Source organism: Gramella sp. Hel_I_59 (assembly GCF_006714895.1).
Taxonomy (GTDB): Bacteria; Bacteroidota; Bacteroidia; order Flavobacteriales; family Flavobacteriaceae; genus Christiangramia.
Genome location: NZ_VFME01000001.1, coordinates 3,297,175 through 3,313,665, shown reverse-complemented (window position 1 = coordinate 3,313,665; position 16,491 = coordinate 3,297,175). Strand labels below are relative to the sequence as shown.

Genomic DNA, 16,491 nt, shown 5'->3' with positions numbered 1-16,491 from the left:
TTTATGAGACTTGAGAACATACCGAAGGTTAAGACCATTTCAAAAGCAGATTTTGTGCGAGACTATGTTCGACCGCAAAAGCCAGTAGTTATCGAACGTTTGATCGAGGATTGGCCTGCTTTCGAGAGATGGAATCTGCAATATATAAGTGATATTGCCGGGAACAAGGAAGTGCCTCTGTATGATGATCGCCCAATTAGTTCAGAATTTAAATTCAACGAGCCGCATACAAAAATGAAAATGCGGGATTATGTAGATCTTCTAAAGTCTGAACCTACTAATTACCGAATTTTTCTCTATCATTTGATGAAGGAAGTTCCTGCGCTTCAAGATGATTTCAAATTTCCGGATATGGGTCTTCGTTTTTTAAAGCAATTACCCATGCTTTTCTTTGGAGGAGAGAATAGTAAAGTATTTATGCATTATGACATAGACTATGCGAATATTCTTCATTTTCATTTCCACGGAAAAAAGCGTTGTATCTTATTTCCACCTTCTGAAAGTAAATATCTATACAAGGTACCACATGCTTTAATAAGCCGTGAGGATATAGATTTTACGAATCCGGATTATGACAAATTTCCTGCGCTTAAGGAAGCCACAGGCTTCGTTACAGAACTTAAACACGGAGAGACTTTGTATATGCCTGAAGGTTACTGGCATCATATGACCTATCTCACTGCCGGTTTTTCCATGAGCTTACGGGCCACTCCAAGAACTCTTACCAATTTTTCCAAGGCTATATATAACCTTGTTTTTATGAGGCATTTTGATAATTATATGCGAAAACTACGCGGACAAAAATGGATCGATTACAAGAATGAGCAGGCTATCAGGAATACGCACAGCAAAAATAAGATCGACTAAAGTATTTCCTGAATAGAGTCAAAAACAAGGGAAGACTCATAGCCTTTGCGCATTAGATGATCTGCCAGCTTACCTTTTCTCTTGTATTCATTTGGTTCGTTGATCTTCTCAAGTTTCTTTTCAGCAAGTTCGAAAAGCGTTGACCGATAATCAGATTCTTTGATTTCGGTGAGTCCCATTTTAATAATAGGTGAGGAAATTCCTCTTTTCTTCAATTCCTGGGTGATCTTAATACGCCCCCATTTTTTTATTCTGAATTTCCCTCTAACAAAGCTTCTGGCAAAACGTTCTTCATTTAGAAAACCTTCTTGCATGAGTTCTATGATGATCTTTTCCTTCGCGGCGTCGATCATATGCATTTCATTCAATTTATCTTCTACTTCCTTCTGAGAGCGATCTCTGTAAGCGCAGAAATGCATCAGCTTCTGTAAAGCTTCCTCTACACTATAAGATTTGAATTTATGCTTCATTTCGGGATAAGTATCTTTTCAATTGAAACGCCCAGTAAATGATCGTGATCAATAACCAGATTGAAAATAGTGCAACTTCCGCAGGGATCAAATAGTAGGTATCATATAGGCTGAATGTGATTATTTCGCCGTAAAAAGTGAATCCCAGGATTAGGGTTATACTACTTACAAGAAGTGGAAATTTCCTCATTTTTCAAATATAGAATTTTGAATTCTAATTGCTGAAAAATTAGAAGTTCAAACATAAATAAACCTTCCTGGAAGGAAGGTTCTTAAATTATTATCTGATTGTACTATTTGGCTTTTTTGTTCAGTCGGCCTTCTGCTAGCTTGTCTAGTTTCTCGTCTGCTGTATATTCTTCATCAAGGGTTTTTTGTAGTTTTTTTGCGATGCTATCGTAACCCAGTTCTTTGGCGTAACGAACTACAGTTCCATATCCGGAGATCTCGTAATGCTCTACTCTTTGAGCATCTGCAATTAGACCGGCATCACGCACCTCTTTTTCTGCATCTTCCTTTAGGAATGCTTCAGCTTCAGCAATAAGTCCTTTCATGGCTTTGCAGGTTTCTCCGGTTGGTTTAATTTCCAGTTCCTTGCAAACTTCTTCCAGGCGTTGTTGGTGTTCCTTGGTTTCTTCCAGGTGCGCTTCAAATGCTTTCTTTAGCTTAGCATCGGTAGCATTTTCAGCCATCTTAGGAAGAGCTTTTAATAATTGGCTTTCTGCACTGTAGAGATCCTTCAGTTGGTGTTCGAATAAATCTTTTAAATTTTTCATGATTAATTTTAAATGGTTAATACCATAAAATTAAGCGGAAGAATAAATGTCTGTAGTTAAACCAATGCCAAAGAATTGTTGCTCAAATGCCAATTGGCAATTTCAGAATAGGGCATAAAAAAACGCCTTCCAATTGCTTGAAAGGCGTTCTTGTTATTGGATCACTTTCCCGTCATTATCGTGAAAGTGGTACTCTAAATACGTGTAAGCATCGCGAGGTAAAATTTTCACCCACCTTTTGTGGTCAACAAACCACTTGGAGCGGGGAGATGGAAAGCCTTTTGTTAAAAAGGCTGCAATAAAGGGATGTGCGCTAAGGGTGATCTTTTTATGATCTTTCTTAATAAGCTTTTCAAGATCGACTTTGATCTTATTCACCAAACTAATTGGTGCTTCGATCTCGCCGTTTCCGTTTGGATTATCCTCACGGGTCTTGATATTCATTTCAGGCCTTACGCGTTGTCTGGTAATTTGTATCAATCCGAATTTACTCGGAGGTAGAATCTTGTGCTTAGCACGGTCATCACTCATTTCGTTACGCAGGTGATCGTAGAGTTTCTTCCTGTTTTCGGCTTTGTTCATGTCTATAAAGTCCACTACAATGATACCACCCATGTCACGCAAGCGTAACTGCCGGGCAATTTCTGTGGCACTTATCATGTTAACCTCTAACGCAGTGTCTTCCTGGTTTTTGGATTTATTGGAACGGTTACCGGAGTTTACGTCAACGACGTGCATAGCTTCAGTATGTTCTATTACCAGATAGGCGCCTTTACTCATAGATACGGTGCGCCCAAAGGAAGTTTTTATTTGTCTCTCGATACCGTGTTTTTCGAAAATGGGTTGATTGGATTGATGCAACTTTACGATTGATTCTTTTTCTGGAGCGATTTCGCTCACATAATCTTTGATTTGCGTATAAAGTGTTTCATCATCCACGCAAATGGAAGTAAACGAATCATTGAATATATCTCTTAACAATGAAGAGGCTCTGTTCAATTCTCCCAGTACTTTCGACGGGTGATGAGGTTTATACAATTTTTTACACATTCCTGTCCAGCGACCAACCAAATTCTGTAGGTCTCTGTCCAGTTCTGCTACTTTCTTGCCTTCAGCTACGGTTCTAACAATTACACCAAATCCTTTAGGTTTGATGCTTTTTACCAGTCTCTTTAAACGTTCCTTTTCTTCTTTGCTTTCAATTTTTTGAGAAACTGAAACCCTGTTTGAAAAAGGTACGAGAACGATATAACGCCCTGGCAGGGATAGCTCTGAGCTAATCCTGGGGCCTTTGGTGGAGATAGGTTCCTTAACTATTTGAACCAGTAGCGATTGATTGGATTTTAGAACATCGGCAATAGAGCCGTTTTTGTCTATATCCTTTTCAATAGAAAAATTCTTTAAAGAATAATCTTTTAGTTTACCTGTGCTTACACGTTTGATGAACTTTACCAAAGAAGAGATCTGAGGTCCCAGATCATGATAGTGTAAAAAACCATCTTTCTCATAGCCAACATTTACAAATGCGGCATTTAACCCAGGAACAGCTTTTCGAATCTTGGCAATATAAATATCTCCAACATTGAATTTGGTGCTGTCCTCCTCTTTGTTAAGTTCAATAAGTTTTCCATCTTTTAATAAGGCAAAATCTACAGCAGAAGGTTCGGACCGGATAATTAATTCTTTGTCCACACTTCCAGATTTTATATCCATACCTGTAATAATTACAGACATAGATGGATTAAACATTATTTTTTCACAGGTTTTGAATCCTGAAGAAACCTTTTTAGCAAAACTCGTTTGCTGAAGGTTTCAATTTCAAAGAACGATTGTAATTAAATAAAAAAAGTAGTTGTCACACTACTTTTTCTTGTGGCGATTAGCTCTTCTTCTCTTCTTACGCTTGTGCGTAGCCACCTTATGTCTTTTTCTTTTTTTACCACTTGGCATAGTGCAATGTCATTTAAATTAATACTTATTTCTTGGAAAGACCGGGTCGTCCGGTATTTCAATTTACTTTACCTCAACATTTGATTTAACTCCTTCTACAAAAATCTTTGCAGGTTTAAATGCAGGAATGTTGTGAGCAGGAATTTTAATGGTCGTGTTCTTGGAAATGTTTCTTCCAGTTTTTTCAGCTCTGGTCTTTACAACAAAACTTCCAAAACCACGAAGATAAACGTTATCTCCACTTTCTAGCGAAGTTTTAACCTCATCCATAAAAGATTCTATAGTAGCTTGTACGTCTGCCTTTTCCATTCCCAGTTTTTCTGAAATGTTTGCTACAATATCTGCTTTCGTCATTTTCGTGCTATTTAAATTTAATTATTGGGGTTCAATTTTTCAAGGGGGCAAATATAAGAATTAAATCTGCAATATTTCAAACCTAATTCACTAATAATAACGGAATAAACCTCTATTATTGCGGAGATTCATAAATTACTATGGTTTTTTCCAAAAGACTGAAGCAATGGTATTTGCAAAACAAACGCGACTTACCTTGGAGATCTACTCAGGATCCTTATAAAATCTGGCTTAGCGAAATAATAATGCAACAAACACGGGTGGAACAGGGTTTGCCTTACTACCTACGTTTTACTGAAGTATATCCTAATGTTCATTCCCTGGCCAATGCACCGGAACAGGAGGTGTTAAAACTATGGCAGGGATTGGGTTATTATTCAAGAGCGAGAAACCTGCACACCACAGCTATCAGGGTTTCTAAAGAACTTGACGGGAATTTTCCAGATCATTATAAAGAGCTTAAGACCTTAAAAGGTGTTGGTGATTATACAGCAAGCGCCATCGCTTCCTTTTGTTTCAACGAACCGGTTGCCGTCGTAGATGGGAATGTTTACCGGGTTTTATCCAGAGTTTTTGGAGTAGACACTCCTATTAATAGTACTCCGGGAATCAAAGAATTTAAAGCATTGGCACAGGAGCTTATAGATCATAACGATCCGGCTACCTTCAACCAGGCGATCATGGAGTTTGGCGCCATTCAATGCAAGCCTCAAAACCCTCTTTGTGAGACCTGTCCTTTTAATGATGTTTGCATGGCTTTGAAGAATGACCAAATTAAGGAACTGCCTATAAAGATTAAGAAATCAAAGATCAGGCATCGATACTTTAATTATATAGTTCCTCAATTCAGGGATGAGCAGACCATTCTGGAAGAACGAACAGGAAAGGGCATCTGGTCCGGACTTTATCAATTTCCGCTGGTAGAGACGAATAAACCAGTTGGTGAAGCAGAGCTTATAGATACAGAGAATTTTCAGGAACTCGTAGGTGATCAAAATTTTGAGCTACATATATATAATGAGAAGGAGGTTATTCATAAACTATCTCATCAACATTTACATACGACCTTCTGGACCGTGAATATTGATGCTGAAAGCCTTGAATCCATCAATTTCAATAAGCTGAAGGATTATCCAGTTCCGGTACTTATAGAAAATTTTTTAAATGATTTCCTTCCGGAGGATTATAAATAGATGCTTGTTTATATCTTTGCTCGTTTTTGCCTTTGTGGCGAAAAAAAATTAGTATTTTAGAATAAATTTAGTCTTACTAAGCCTTTATTGGCTTTAAAATTATACTGAAATGACAGGTACATTGAACAAGGTAATGTTGATTGGACATACAGGAGATGACGTGAAAATGCATTATTTTGAAGGTGGTGGATCGTTGGGGCGTTTCCCAATCGCTACTAACGAAAGCTATACCAACAAAACAACTGGTGAGCGAGTGACCAATACTGAATGGCACAACGTAGTAGTTAGGAATAAAGCTGCAGAGATCTGTGAAAAATACCTGAAAAAAGGAGACAAGGTTTATATCGAAGGTCGTATAAAGACCCGTAAATGGCAGGATGATTCTGGAAGCGAGCGATATTCTACAGAAATTCATTGTACAGAATTTACATTCCTGACTCCTAAAAATGAAAGTTCTGCAGAGCCATCTACTGGAAATCAGCAAATGAGTCAGAATAGACCTGCGCAGCAGCAACAACCAGCGACACAAAGTCCCGGAAGTAGAAATGAACCTTATAACCAGACAGAAGAAGAGGACGATTTACCCTTCTAAGTTTAACTAAAATTTCAGCCTTTGGATTCGGAACCTCCCAGTTTGCTTTTGTTTCTAGCCTCAATGGGAATTACCCAGCTTATCAGCCTGATAACCTTATTCGTGCTATTATTATGTTCTGCGATGATCTCTGGAGCAGAAGTAGCATTCTTTTCACTTACTCCCGCGAATTTCATTACTGAAGATGGGAAAAGATCAAAGACACAGAATATAGTCATCAGTCTTCTTGAAAAACCTAAAAAATTACTGGCTACTATTCTTGTAGCTAATAATTTCATTAATATCGCCATTGTTCTGCTCTTCGATAGTCTTACCGATGATATCTTCGGAAGGATGAACACCACGTATTTTGGCATTGATCTGCGATTTATATTTGAAGTAGGTCTAGTAACATTCCTGATATTGTTATTTGGAGAGATTCTTCCGAAGGTATATGCCAGTAGAAACAAGGTGCAATTCTCCAATTTTATGGCTTATCCTATCAATGTTCTGGATACGCTCTTTTCTCCTTTAAGTACTCCAATGCGAGCTGTTACCCTCTATTTTCACGATAAATTCGGGAAACAACGCTCTTTTATAAGTATAGATCACCTTTCTCAAGCGCTGGAACTTACCAGCGAAGAAGATACAACACGGGAAGAACAGAAAATCCTGCAAGGGATCGTCAGCTTTGGAAATACAGATACTAAGCAGGTGATGCGTCCCAGAATGGACATTTTCGCACTAAATGAAGATAGTCCCTACGACGAAATAATTCCTGAGATCATTGAAAACGGTTATTCCAGGATTCCGGTCTTTCGAGAAAATGTAGATAATGTTATTGGAATTCTGTATATCAAAGATCTGTTACCTTATTTAAATGACAGGAAATTCGTCTGGACTAGTTTGCTTCGTGAACCTTATTTTGTTCCGGAGAATAAAAAACTGGATGATCTTTTGAATGATTTTAAAAATAAGAAGAATCACCTTGCCATTGTTGTGGATGAGTATGGGGGAACCAGCGGACTTATTTCCCTGGAAGATATTATAGAAGAGATCGTTGGTGATATTAGCGATGAATTTGATGATGAAGATCTGATCTATTCAAAACTTGATGAAAACAACTTCGTTTTTGAAGGGAAGACTCCGCTTAAGGATTTCTATAAGATTACCAGGATCGAAGATCCTACGGTTTTCGAAGATCAAAAAGGAGAGGCAGATACTTTGGCTGGATTCTTACTTGAGATCTCCGGAGGTTTTCCGAAGAAAAATGACGACATCATATTTCTGAATTATACGTTTTCAATTGAAGTGATCGACGATAAAAGGATTAAGCAAATCAAGCTGAACATTGCTCCTGTATGAGAAAACTGGTCTTTATAGTAGGTCTCCTTTTTACATTTGGATCCTGTCAGGACGAGGTACAACCAAAGCCAAAAGCTTTCCTGGCGCTGGAATATCCCGAAGCACACTATGAACAGGGTGATATTGGTTGCCCGTACAGATTTGAGAAAAATACTGAGGCTAGAATTTCGCCTTCAAGAAATAAGATTCCGTGCTGGGTCAACATTAATTATGATGCTATGAATGGGGTGATTTTTCTTACATATCAGCCTGTTCGCGATAATCTGGATTCTTTACTTACAGATGCCCAGAAACTACCATTACAACATACTGTAAAAGCAGATGCCATAGAAGGGGATGTGTATACCAACGACCTGCATAAAACCTACGGAATGTTATATGAAGTTGAAGGGGACGCCGCCTCCCAGGCACAGTTTTATCTAACAGATAGTACAGATCATTTTATTACCGGTTCTGTATACTTCAATAGTTTGCCAAATTATGATTCCATTATTCCTGCTGCTGATTACCTTAAACAGGATATCAGACATTTAATGGAAAGCCTTCAATGGAATTGATATTTTATTAAGACTTCATTTGGTAAAACCCTAATTATATAGTTAAAAATAGCTTACATCGTCAACGTAAACATGAATCATGAGGCAATTTTATTTGGTATCTCTCAGGTTAATTCTCTTTCTGCTTACTCTAACAATTATATATGCACAGGAAGTACTGGAGGGTAAGTCAATTAACGAAGCCACTGGTGAGGTAGTATCTTCGTTTTAACTCTAAACTAATCTATAAAAACTTCGACCTTTCCTTTGTATGGCAATGGAAGAACGGTGGTGAGAATGTGAATCTTACGACCTTGTTAACCGACCTTAATGGAACAAGTCACGATTATGATACTGTAGATCTTGATCCAGACGGTCAGGTTGGAAACGGACCTTACAGGGTGAGTCAGTTAGGATCATCTGCTGAGGTTTTTGTAGAAGATGCTTCTTATTTGAGAATGCGTGAGCTTGGTTTATACTATAATATTCCTACGGAAGTTTATGACGATTTCCTGAACGGTACTATAGATAATATCAAACTTGGATTCTCGGGAACTAACCTTATCAACATTTTTGATTATAACAGTTATGATCCTGAAGTATCCAATTTTGGAGCTAACGGAATCTTTACCGGGGTTGATGTAACTCCATTCCCTTCTTCGAAAAGATTTCTTTTTCACTTAGCAGTTAATTTTTAATACGTAGATGATGAAAAATACATTAACTAAAATATTCATACTCTTCTTTTTAATTAGCGGTTTTCAGGCTTGCGATGTTGAAGAGTTTTCAGACCTTAATAATCCGGAAGTAGATGCTTTCCGTGACAATCTAACCAGAGGAGATCTTCAGGATCTAGTTGGTGGTGTGCTTTACAGTATGCGCGTAAGCCTCGGGACTTATTATGATGATCTTGGCGTGATAGGCCGTGAATACTGGAGATTTTCAAGTTCAGATCCACGGTTTACTGCAGATCTTTTAGGAAAGGAAAATGCTGTACTTGACAATAATACTTTTTACATCACTAATCCATGGGCGGCAAGATATCGTACCGTAAAGAATGTAAATCTAATCCTTGAGTTTATTGATGGACAGGATGTTTCAGCTCAATTTTCAGACGCTGAAATTAGCGCTACTAAAGGTTTTTTAAAGACTGTCAAAGCGCACGAATTGTTGCTTAACTTAAATCTTACGTATCAAAACGGTGTTCGACTAGAAGCGAGCGATGAAAATAATCTTGGAGAATTCCTAGGGTATGATGCGGCGCTTACTGCGATTAGAGCATTACTTGATGAGGCGGCAGGAGATCTGCAAAATGGAGGCGATTCCTATCCATTTACACTTACTTCTGGCTTTTCAGGTTTCAGTACTCCTGACTCATTCTTAGAAGCAAACAAAGCGATTGCAGCAAGAGTAGCTGCCTACCAGGAAGATTTTCCTGCGGTACTGGATTACCTGGACGATAGTTTTCTCACATTGGATGCTTCCATGCTTGATGAGGGTATTTACTACAACTTTAGTGCAGATCAAACAGATATCCTCAATCCATTGTTCTTTCCTGTAGAGGCGACAACAGCCGGAGCAAGGATCGTGCAGCCAGACTTCGTAACCGATGCTGAGGATGGAGATGAGCGACTCAATAAAGTTGCCCAGCGAAGTGAACCCTTAACTTTCGATTTTCTTACAGGAGATTATGCGGTTTTCAGGTATACTTCCAATATTGATGCGATCCCGATTATAAGAAATGAGGAGCTTATCCTTCTTTATGCTGAAGCAAATATTTATCAAAATCCTTCTGAAGCTGTTGAAGCCTTGAATCTAATAAGGGATTCAGCAGGACTGGATGATTATGATGGTGATTCTTCTGAAGCTTCTCTTATTGATGAGATGCTAATGCAAAGAAGATATTCGTTGTTTGCTGAAGGTCATCGCTGGCTGGATGTGCGCAGGTATGATCGTTTGGATGAATTACCTACCGATAGGGAAGGGGATGATGTATTTGAGCAATTTCCAATTCCGCTTACAGAAAATCAATAATATTGCTGATTTTAGATATAGACCATCCCGTACTGCGGGATGGTTTTTTTATGCTTTCATAAGATTTAAAAATTATCTTCGCCGGACTAAAATTTTAAGTTTGAAAAACATCAAGTGGATCTATCTTATCATCCTTTCTATTGTTTGGGGTAGTTCCTTTATCCTTATCAAAAAAGCACTTGTAGGATTGAGTCCTTTGCAAGTTGGATCCTTCAGAATCATATTTGCTGCACTATTTTTGATATTTGTAGGTTTCCGAAGCTTGATGAAGCTGAATGGGAAACAATGGAAATGGATCGTAATTTCAGGATTTCTGGGATCATTCTTTCCGGTATATTTCTTTGCTTTTGCTGAAACCGAAATCGATAGTGCCATCGCTTCCATATTGAATGCGACCACTCCATTATTAACTTTGATTGTGGGAGCTGCATTCTTTCGAGCAGTAGTTACACAGAACAAGGTCACCGGCGTGATCATTGGCCTTCTAGGAACCTTCGGACTCATCCTTAGCGGGGCGAGTATTAATCCAGATCAGAATTACTTTTATAGTTTACTGGTGATTATGGCAACTGCATGTTACGCTGTAAACGTGAATATTCTCAAGACTAAGATGAGTGATATAAGTCCGCTTGGAATTACCGCAGGGAACTTTTTTGTGCTCTTATTCCCAGCACTTTTGATCCTGTATTTTTCAGGATTTTTTGAACTGGAGCCTATTGCTACTAAAGTTGAATTATCGCTTGTTTATGTGGGAATACTGGGCGTCATTGGAACAGGGGTGGCAATGATCATTTTTAATAAATTGATACAGATCTCAGATCCTGTATTTACTACATCAGTTACTTATACCATTCCGGTAGTAGCTCTTGGTTGGGGAATGATGGATGGAGAGGTCTTTAGTTTGTGGCAATTAGTTTCAGCAATGGTGATACTGCTGGGTGTATTCATTGTGAATCGCTCTAAAAATATCCTCAGAAGAAGAAATAGCACCAAATAAAAAAAGCCCCGTTTCCGGGGCTTTCATAATCTTCAGAAGAAATAATTATTCTACAGAGAAATCTGCATCTTCTACTCCTTCGTTTACCATAATTTCTGAAACTTTAAATTCAAAAGATTGTGGTCCCATACTTTGTGAGATAGTGAAAGGAAATTTAACTCCTTTTACTTCCTGGTAATCACCGTAACCAGTTGGAATGCTCATTGTCTGGCCTCCCTGGCTAACTGTCTTTACAGACTGTACTTTTAGTCCGCTATCTACAGCATAGTAGTTCTTAGTAGTCTCATCTGCACTTACAACGTAAGCATCTTTACCGTCTACCTGCTCGATTCCTTCGATTTTAGCTTCACCAACTGTTAATTCTGGAAAAGCATCAGCATCAGTCTTCGCAGCTTTGATCTGGTCTTCGTTGTATGGCATTTTCTGTCCCATCTGCATAACGAAACCTGTCTCACCGTTAAACACCTGCTTGCTTACAACCTGACCACCCATAGTTACTTCCTGGCTTAATTTTCCAGTAGAAGTTCTTGTCATGTCAAGTCCAAGTTCTCTACCCTGAACATTTGCACTAGCGATCATTTTTACAGTTTCGATACCTTCAACTGCCTCACGACCACCAATAGCTTCAATATACTTGTTGTATACCTTATCAACGCTCATATCAGCATCAACTTGTTTTTGCTCTGGCTTTTCAGTTTTCTCACCAAATCTGTTATAATAATTGATCGGGTAAGTTTTACCTTTATAGGTCATCTTTTCAAGATTCTCCAAGACATCGGCACCTTTACCAGCGATCACGATTCTTGAATTGTCTGCTAGGAAATACTTCTTTGCAACACGTTGAACGTCTGCTTTAGTAACCTTGTCGATTCTTTCAAGATACTCTTCGTAGAAATCATCATCAAGATCTTCAGTCTCTATTTCCATAGCGAAATTAGCAATGGTTGAAGGTTGCTCTAACGCAAGTACGAAATCTCCAGTGATCTTAGCCTTGGCATTTGCCAGTTCCTGATCAGTTACCATTTCGTTTCTCATTTTGTAAACCTCGTCCAAAAATGCAACTACAGAACTATCTGTAACTTCGTTTCTCACACTTGCACTGGCTACGAAAGTAGATGCATACTTGTCATTACCAACGTTGGAGCCCGCGCCGTATGTATAACCTTTGTCCTCACGAAGGTTTTGGAAAAGTCTTCCTTCGCCACCACCACCAAGAATCTTGTTAGCTAATAGGACTGGGAAATAATCGCCATCCTTTTTCTTGAGGTTGATGGTATTTACAAGAGAAATTTCAGATTGCACAGCATTTGGCATATCAATAAAGTTGATCTCCGTTTGCTTTACATTCGAAACTGCAGGCATTTTAGCTTCCGGAGTTGCTTTACCTGTCCATGAAGAAAAGTTCTTTTTTACAAGATCTTTTACGTCATCTTCATCTACGTCTCCTACAACTACCAGGTAAGCGTTCTTTGGAGAGAACCATGTATTATAATAAGACTTTACGTCTTCCAGTTTTACTGCGTTTACAGTTTCTTCTGTAGAGAATTCACCATAAGGGTGATCTTTACCGTAAGCTAATGCAGAGCGAACTCTACGAGCGTTGTAAGATATATCCTTTTCGCTCTGCTTCAATCCATCGATAGTTCTTGCTTTAGACTTATCAAACTCTTCCTGAGTGAATTCTGCGTTGATTATCCCATCTGCCATCAAAGCAAGTAAATCAGGGAAGTATTTAGATAGTGTATTTGCATTCGCACCACCAGCATAAAAATTTAGACGTGCCCCAAGGAAGTCAACTTTTTCATTGAATTCATCTTTAGACATGTTCTTAGTTCCGGTTCCAATCAGGTCACCGGCAATTCCGGAAACACCTGCTTTAGCACCTTCAGCATGTGGAGCATTGTCAAATCTAAGAGACATGGCAACTCGTGGTAATTTGTTGTTTTCCACGATCATTACCTGCATTCCATTATCAAGCTTGAAAGTTTCAGGTTCGTCCACATTTACTTTTGGAGCAGGACCCGGTTCGGGCATCTGGCTACGGTCGATCTGAGCTGAAACTCCAACTGTTAGCGTAGCAAACGCTGCCAGAGTTAGTATATTTTTTCTCATTGTTTTCAATTTTTTAATTATTATTCCGGCTGTTCGCTGGCTGGTAAATACTCAAGCACTACTCTTTGGTTAGGCTTTAGGTATTCTGAAGCAACTCTTTTGATGTCTTCTCTAGTGATATTTCTGTAAATATCGATTTGATCGTTGATAAGATCTGTGTCTCCATAAAGAAGGTAGTTTCTTGCAAGAGAGTTTGCAATACCAGAGATACTGGAATTTGAGTTTACGTAGTTGTTCTCTGCTTTGTTCTGCAGCTTCTGAAAATCTTTTTCAGTAATAAGCTCACTTCTTAATTTAGTGATCTCTTCTTCGATCTCGGTATTTAAAGTCTCAAGTTCAGTTTCTCCCTGAGGAATACTGAAGATAAGATACATCCCGTAATCTTCCTGCTCTAAGTTGAAAGCTCCCACCTGAAGTGCTTGCTTCTGCTCATCGACCAATTTCTTGTAAAGTTTCGAGCTGTTACCATCACTAAGGTAGTCAGAGATCATATTTAGTACATAGGAATCCTTTTCAGTAAAAGCCGGAGTTCTATATCCAATTACTGAAGCAGGGATCTGGATGTTTGAGTCATAAGACTTCGCATTGATCTGCTCTGTAATTGGTTGTTCTTCTGGGAAATTTCTGGTTACATCATCTCCTGAAGGAATTGGGCCAAAATAATCCTTAATCATTTTTTTAGTCTCATCGATCTTAATATCACCAGCAACTACCAATACAGCATTGTTAGGTACGTAATACTTGTCGAAGTAAGCTTTGAACTCATCTAAAGTAGCCGCGTCAAGATCTTCCATATAGCCAATGTTCGGATCCTTATAAGGATGATTTTCGAACATATTCTCCTGCATAGCTGGTAATAAGTTACCATAAGGAGAGTTATCCATACGTAGTCTTCTTTCTTCTTTTACTACTTCATTCTGAGTGTCCACACCTTTTTGTTTAATAATAGGGTGTAGCATTCTTTCAGATTCCATCCATAATCCTAATTCAAGGTTGTTTGAAGGGAATACTTCGTAATAATAAGTTCTGTCCTGGCTGGTATTTGCATTGTTGCTACCACCATTTGAACTAACGATTTCGAACCACTTTCCATTTGGAATGTTCTCGGTTCCTTCAAATAACAGGTGCTCAAAAAAGTGAGCCATCCCGGTTCTTCCGTCTTCACGGTCTTTTCCACCAACGTGGTACATCACAGATGTGGTTACAACAGGAGCGGAGTTATCCTTGTGCAGGATCACATGCAGCCCATTGTCTAAATCATACTCAGTAAATTCTACTTCCTGAGCAAATCCTACGATTCCAATCAAGAAAAAGCAGAATAACAGTCCTAGTTTGTTAATCATTTTTTTAAGGTTTTTTCAATTGCCATTATTAGTTTGTATACCTCTGAAATTGTTACATTAAAATAAGCTTATTATCGAGATTGTGCGAAATGTGTTAAAATTAACAAGCTATTAAGGCAATAAACGCGGTAATTTTAGGAAATTTACGTCTAAAACCAACTTTGCTATGGGTAAATTCAGTATTCCTATTAAATACGGTGTGGCTGTCGCCGCCGGTCTTATTGCTTATTTTCTAATTCTTTCACTATTTGATGCTCACAATCAGCCAATTTATAGTTTATTCAATGGGGTGATCATGGCCTATGGGATGTTTGAGGCCGTAAAGCATTACAGACTTCATAAAGGGAATAAATTTAAATATCAGAAAGGCTTTATGGCCAGTTTGCTAACGGGCTTTAATGCTACTATTATATTTACGATCTTCTTTGGAGTTTATTCTACGGAAATAAATCCAGGTTTTTTAGATGATCTAATTACGGTTTGGATTACAGATTACAATACCAGTATAGGTGTGGTCTTATTTGTAGTAGCTGTTATGGGATTTGCTACAAGTTTGGTTCTTACCCTGGCATACATGCAATTATTTAAAGATTCATGGAATACCAAAGAAGCGAAGAAGCACACTTTATAATCAATTCTGAAAAAGACAAAAACCTTTGTCAATTAATTAATTAGAATTATATTTGCACCCGCTTGCGTGAAAACGGAAGCGATTTTATTAAGTATTTATATAACTAATTATACGCTATGTACGCAATTGTAGAGATAGCAGGGCAGCAATTTAAAGTTGCAAAAGACCAGAGAGTTTATGTGAATCGCCTAGCAGGTAAAGAAGGAGACAGTATCTCTTTTGATAAGGTACTTCTTACTGCAGATGGAGATAGCATTACTGTTGGCGCCCCGGCTATAGAAGGAGCTTTGGTTGGAGCAAAGATCAACCGTCACCTTAAAGGAGACAAAGTAATCGTTTTCAAGAAGAAAAGACGTAAGGGTTACAGAACCAAAAATGGTCACAGACAAGCACTTACTGAAATTCTTATCGAAGGTATCGATCTTAAAGGTGGATCAAAATCCACTTCAGCTAAGAAAGAAGAGCCTAAGAAGGAAACTAAAAAAGAAGAATCTTCAAACGACCTAAGTCAGAATACAGTTGCAGAACTGAGAGAAATGGCTAAAGATAAAGGTGTTGAAGGATATTCTTCAATGAAAAAAGCAGAATTAATTGCTGCATTAAGCTAGTTTAAACTACTAAAAACGAAATAAAATGGCACATAAAAAAGGAGTTGGTAGTTCCAAGAACGGTAGAGAATCAGAATCGAAACGTTTAGGCGTGAAGATCTTTGGTGGACAAGCTGCTGTTGCGGGAAATATTATCGTAAGACAAAGAGGTACTGCTCACCGTCCAGGTGATAACGTATACGCTGGAAAAGATCATACTTTACACGCTAAAGTTGACGGACTAGTGAAATTCACTAAGAAGAAAGATGATAAATCTTATGTTTCTATCGAGCCTTTTCAGGCATAGTTAGATTCAAATGTATATAGAAACCCTCTTCAGAAATGTAGAGGGTTTTTTATTTCCTCTAATTAAATTGTTTAACTTTGTACTGTAAACAATAAACAGAATTATGATCGCAGAAGAATATGAATTAGATGAGAGGCAGATAGATCGAATAATCGCCATGGCCTGGGAAGACAGAACTACCTTCGAAGCAATCGAATTTCAATTCGGTTTAAAAGAGGAGGAAGTCATTAGGTTCATGCGTGAGCAAATGCATCCCAGAAACTGGAGAAAATGGAGAGCACGGGTTCAGGGTAGAAAGACAAAACATGAGAAGCTAAGGAGTGATGACGTTAGCAGATTCAAAAGTAAAGCTCAGCGTCAAATCACTGGTAACAGAATTAGCAAGAAGAAATACTAGC

General features: G+C 38.3%; 19 protein-coding genes. 12 read left to right on the top strand and 7 right to left on the bottom strand.

What is annotated here, in order from left to right; translation table 11 throughout:
* Positions 1-3: 3 nt before the first annotated feature.
* A complete protein-coding gene (locus tag JM79_RS15410) occupies positions 4-867 on the top strand; it encodes a cupin-like domain-containing protein (protein ID WP_141879009.1) in 864 nt (287 codons plus the stop codon).
* On the opposite strand, the gene JM79_RS15405 is transcribed toward JM79_RS15410, so the two are convergent.
* From JM79_RS15405 to JM79_RS15385, 5 genes are all read right to left on the bottom strand, one after another.
* A complete protein-coding gene (locus JM79_RS15405) occupies positions 864-1,337 on the bottom strand; it encodes a regulatory protein RecX (RefSeq protein ID WP_141879008.1) in 474 nt (157 codons plus the stop codon). The genes JM79_RS15410 and JM79_RS15405 overlap by 4 nt on opposite strands.
* Positions 1,327-1,527, bottom strand: coding sequence for a hypothetical protein (locus JM79_RS15400; protein WP_141879007.1), 201 nt, complete (start codon positions 1,525-1,527; stop codon positions 1,327-1,329). The genes JM79_RS15405 and JM79_RS15400 overlap by 11 nt, the downstream gene beginning before the upstream one ends.
* A gap of 103 nt (positions 1,528-1,630) precedes the next feature.
* Entirely contained in the window at positions 1,631-2,113 is a 483-nt protein-coding gene (locus JM79_RS15395) for a ferritin-like domain-containing protein (protein WP_141879006.1), read from the bottom strand.
* Between the two features lie 153 nt (positions 2,114-2,266).
* Entirely contained in the window at positions 2,267-3,805 is a 1,539-nt protein-coding gene (locus tag JM79_RS15390; RefSeq protein ID WP_141879263.1) for an Rne/Rng family ribonuclease, read from the bottom strand.
* Positions 3,806-4,126: 321 nt separating this feature from the next.
* A complete protein-coding gene (locus JM79_RS15385; RefSeq protein WP_026913962.1) occupies positions 4,127-4,417 on the bottom strand; it encodes an HU family DNA-binding protein in 291 nt (96 codons plus the stop codon).
* A gap of 140 nt (positions 4,418-4,557) precedes the next feature.
* Here JM79_RS15385 and mutY point away from each other — a divergent pair, with 140 nt between their 5' ends.
* The 7 genes from mutY to JM79_RS15350 all read left to right on the top strand — a co-directional run bounded on the left by mutY (position 4,558) and on the right by JM79_RS15350 (position 11,113).
* Positions 4,558-5,610 carry an A/G-specific adenine glycosylase gene (mutY, locus tag JM79_RS15380; protein ID WP_141879005.1) on the top strand — a complete coding sequence of 351 codons (1,053 nt, stop codon included), beginning with the start codon at positions 4,558-4,560 and terminating at the stop codon, positions 5,608-5,610.
* A gap of 109 nt (positions 5,611-5,719) precedes the next feature.
* Positions 5,720-6,202 carry a single-stranded DNA-binding protein gene (ssb, locus tag JM79_RS15375; protein WP_141879004.1) on the top strand — a complete coding sequence of 161 codons (483 nt, stop codon included), beginning with the start codon at positions 5,720-5,722 and terminating at the stop codon, positions 6,200-6,202.
* A 21-nt stretch (positions 6,203-6,223) separates the two neighbouring features.
* Positions 6,224-7,546, top strand: a complete 1,323-nt coding sequence (locus JM79_RS15370) for a gliding motility-associated protein GldE (protein ID WP_141879003.1) — start codon at positions 6,224-6,226, stop codon at positions 7,544-7,546.
* Positions 7,543-8,103, top strand: coding sequence for a gliding motility lipoprotein GldD (gene gldD / locus JM79_RS15365; protein ID WP_141879002.1), 561 nt, complete (start codon positions 7,543-7,545; stop codon positions 8,101-8,103). The genes JM79_RS15370 and gldD overlap by 4 nt, the downstream gene beginning before the upstream one ends.
* Positions 8,104-8,381: 278 nt before the next feature.
* Positions 8,382-8,780, top strand: coding sequence for a hypothetical protein (locus JM79_RS15360; RefSeq protein WP_141879001.1), 399 nt, complete (start codon positions 8,382-8,384; stop codon positions 8,778-8,780).
* A 10-nt stretch (positions 8,781-8,790) separates the two neighbouring features.
* The gene (locus JM79_RS15355; protein ID WP_260443463.1) at positions 8,791-10,116 is read left to right on the top strand and encodes a RagB/SusD family nutrient uptake outer membrane protein; all 1,326 of its coding nucleotides are present in this window, start codon (positions 8,791-8,793) and stop codon (positions 10,114-10,116) included.
* A 100-nt stretch (positions 10,117-10,216) separates the two neighbouring features.
* Entirely contained in the window at positions 10,217-11,113 is an 897-nt protein-coding gene (locus tag JM79_RS15350) for a DMT family transporter (protein WP_260443462.1), read from the top strand.
* 45 nt (positions 11,114-11,158) lie between these two features.
* Here JM79_RS15350 and JM79_RS15345 read toward each other — a convergent pair whose 3' ends face one another.
* Positions 11,159-13,225, bottom strand: coding sequence for a pitrilysin family protein (locus tag JM79_RS15345; protein WP_141878999.1), 2,067 nt, complete (start codon positions 13,223-13,225; stop codon positions 11,159-11,161).
* Positions 13,226-13,245: 20 nt separating this feature from the next.
* A complete protein-coding gene (locus tag JM79_RS15340; protein ID WP_141878998.1) occupies positions 13,246-14,568 on the bottom strand; it encodes a pitrilysin family protein in 1,323 nt (440 codons plus the stop codon).
* A 166-nt stretch (positions 14,569-14,734) separates the two neighbouring features.
* Here JM79_RS15340 and JM79_RS15335 point away from each other — a divergent pair, with 166 nt between their 5' ends.
* The 4 genes from JM79_RS15335 (at position 14,735) to JM79_RS15320 (ending at position 16,490) form a co-directional block, all read left to right on the top strand.
* A complete protein-coding gene (locus JM79_RS15335) occupies positions 14,735-15,199 on the top strand; it encodes a DUF4199 domain-containing protein (RefSeq protein WP_141878997.1) in 465 nt (154 codons plus the stop codon).
* Between the two features lie 116 nt (positions 15,200-15,315).
* Positions 15,316-15,807, top strand: a complete 492-nt coding sequence (gene rplU / locus JM79_RS15330) for a 50S ribosomal protein L21 (protein ID WP_141878996.1) — start codon at positions 15,316-15,318, stop codon at positions 15,805-15,807.
* A gap of 25 nt (positions 15,808-15,832) precedes the next feature.
* Positions 15,833-16,093, top strand: a complete 261-nt coding sequence (gene rpmA, locus JM79_RS15325) for a 50S ribosomal protein L27 (protein ID WP_141878995.1) — start codon at positions 15,833-15,835, stop codon at positions 16,091-16,093.
* Positions 16,094-16,196: 103 nt separating this feature from the next.
* Positions 16,197-16,490: a TIGR03643 family protein gene (locus JM79_RS15320; protein ID WP_185739515.1), complete on the top strand. Its 294-nt coding sequence runs from the start codon at positions 16,197-16,199 to the stop codon at positions 16,488-16,490.
* The last annotated feature ends 1 nt before the right edge of the window (position 16,491 follow it).

Bases quoted from the DNA above. Each gene is read 5' to 3' on its own strand.
- JM79_RS15410 (WP_141879009.1), top strand. From the start codon at position 4: ATGAGACTTGAGAACATACCGAAGGTTAAGACCATTTCAAAAGCAGAT.
- JM79_RS15405 (WP_141879008.1), bottom strand. From the start codon at position 1,337: ATGAAGCATAAATTCAAATCTTATAGTGTAGAGGAAGCTTTACAGAAG.
- JM79_RS15400 (WP_141879007.1), bottom strand. From the start codon at position 1,527: ATGAGGAAATTTCCACTTCTTGTAAGTAGTATAACCCTAATCCTGGGA.
- JM79_RS15395 (WP_141879006.1), bottom strand. From the start codon at position 2,113: ATGAAAAATTTAAAAGATTTATTCGAACACCAACTGAAGGATCTCTAC.
- JM79_RS15385 (WP_026913962.1), bottom strand. From the start codon at position 4,417: ATGACGAAAGCAGATATTGTAGCAAACATTTCAGAAAAACTGGGAATG.
- mutY (WP_141879005.1), top strand. From the start codon at position 4,558: ATGGTTTTTTCCAAAAGACTGAAGCAATGGTATTTGCAAAACAAACGC.
- ssb (WP_141879004.1), top strand. From the start codon at position 5,720: ATGACAGGTACATTGAACAAGGTAATGTTGATTGGACATACAGGAGAT.
- gldD (WP_141879002.1), top strand. From the start codon at position 7,543: ATGAGAAAACTGGTCTTTATAGTAGGTCTCCTTTTTACATTTGGATCC.
- JM79_RS15355 (WP_260443463.1), top strand. From the start codon at position 8,791: ATGAAAAATACATTAACTAAAATATTCATACTCTTCTTTTTAATTAGC.
- JM79_RS15345 (WP_141878999.1), bottom strand. From the start codon at position 13,225: ATGAGAAAAAATATACTAACTCTGGCAGCGTTTGCTACGCTAACAGTT.
- JM79_RS15340 (WP_141878998.1), bottom strand. From the start codon at position 14,568: ATGATTAACAAACTAGGACTGTTATTCTGCTTTTTCTTGATTGGAATC.
- JM79_RS15335 (WP_141878997.1), top strand. From the start codon at position 14,735: ATGGGTAAATTCAGTATTCCTATTAAATACGGTGTGGCTGTCGCCGCC.
- rplU (WP_141878996.1), top strand. From the start codon at position 15,316: ATGTACGCAATTGTAGAGATAGCAGGGCAGCAATTTAAAGTTGCAAAA.
- rpmA (WP_141878995.1), top strand. From the start codon at position 15,833: ATGGCACATAAAAAAGGAGTTGGTAGTTCCAAGAACGGTAGAGAATCA.
- JM79_RS15320 (WP_185739515.1), top strand. From the start codon at position 16,197: ATGATCGCAGAAGAATATGAATTAGATGAGAGGCAGATAGATCGAATA.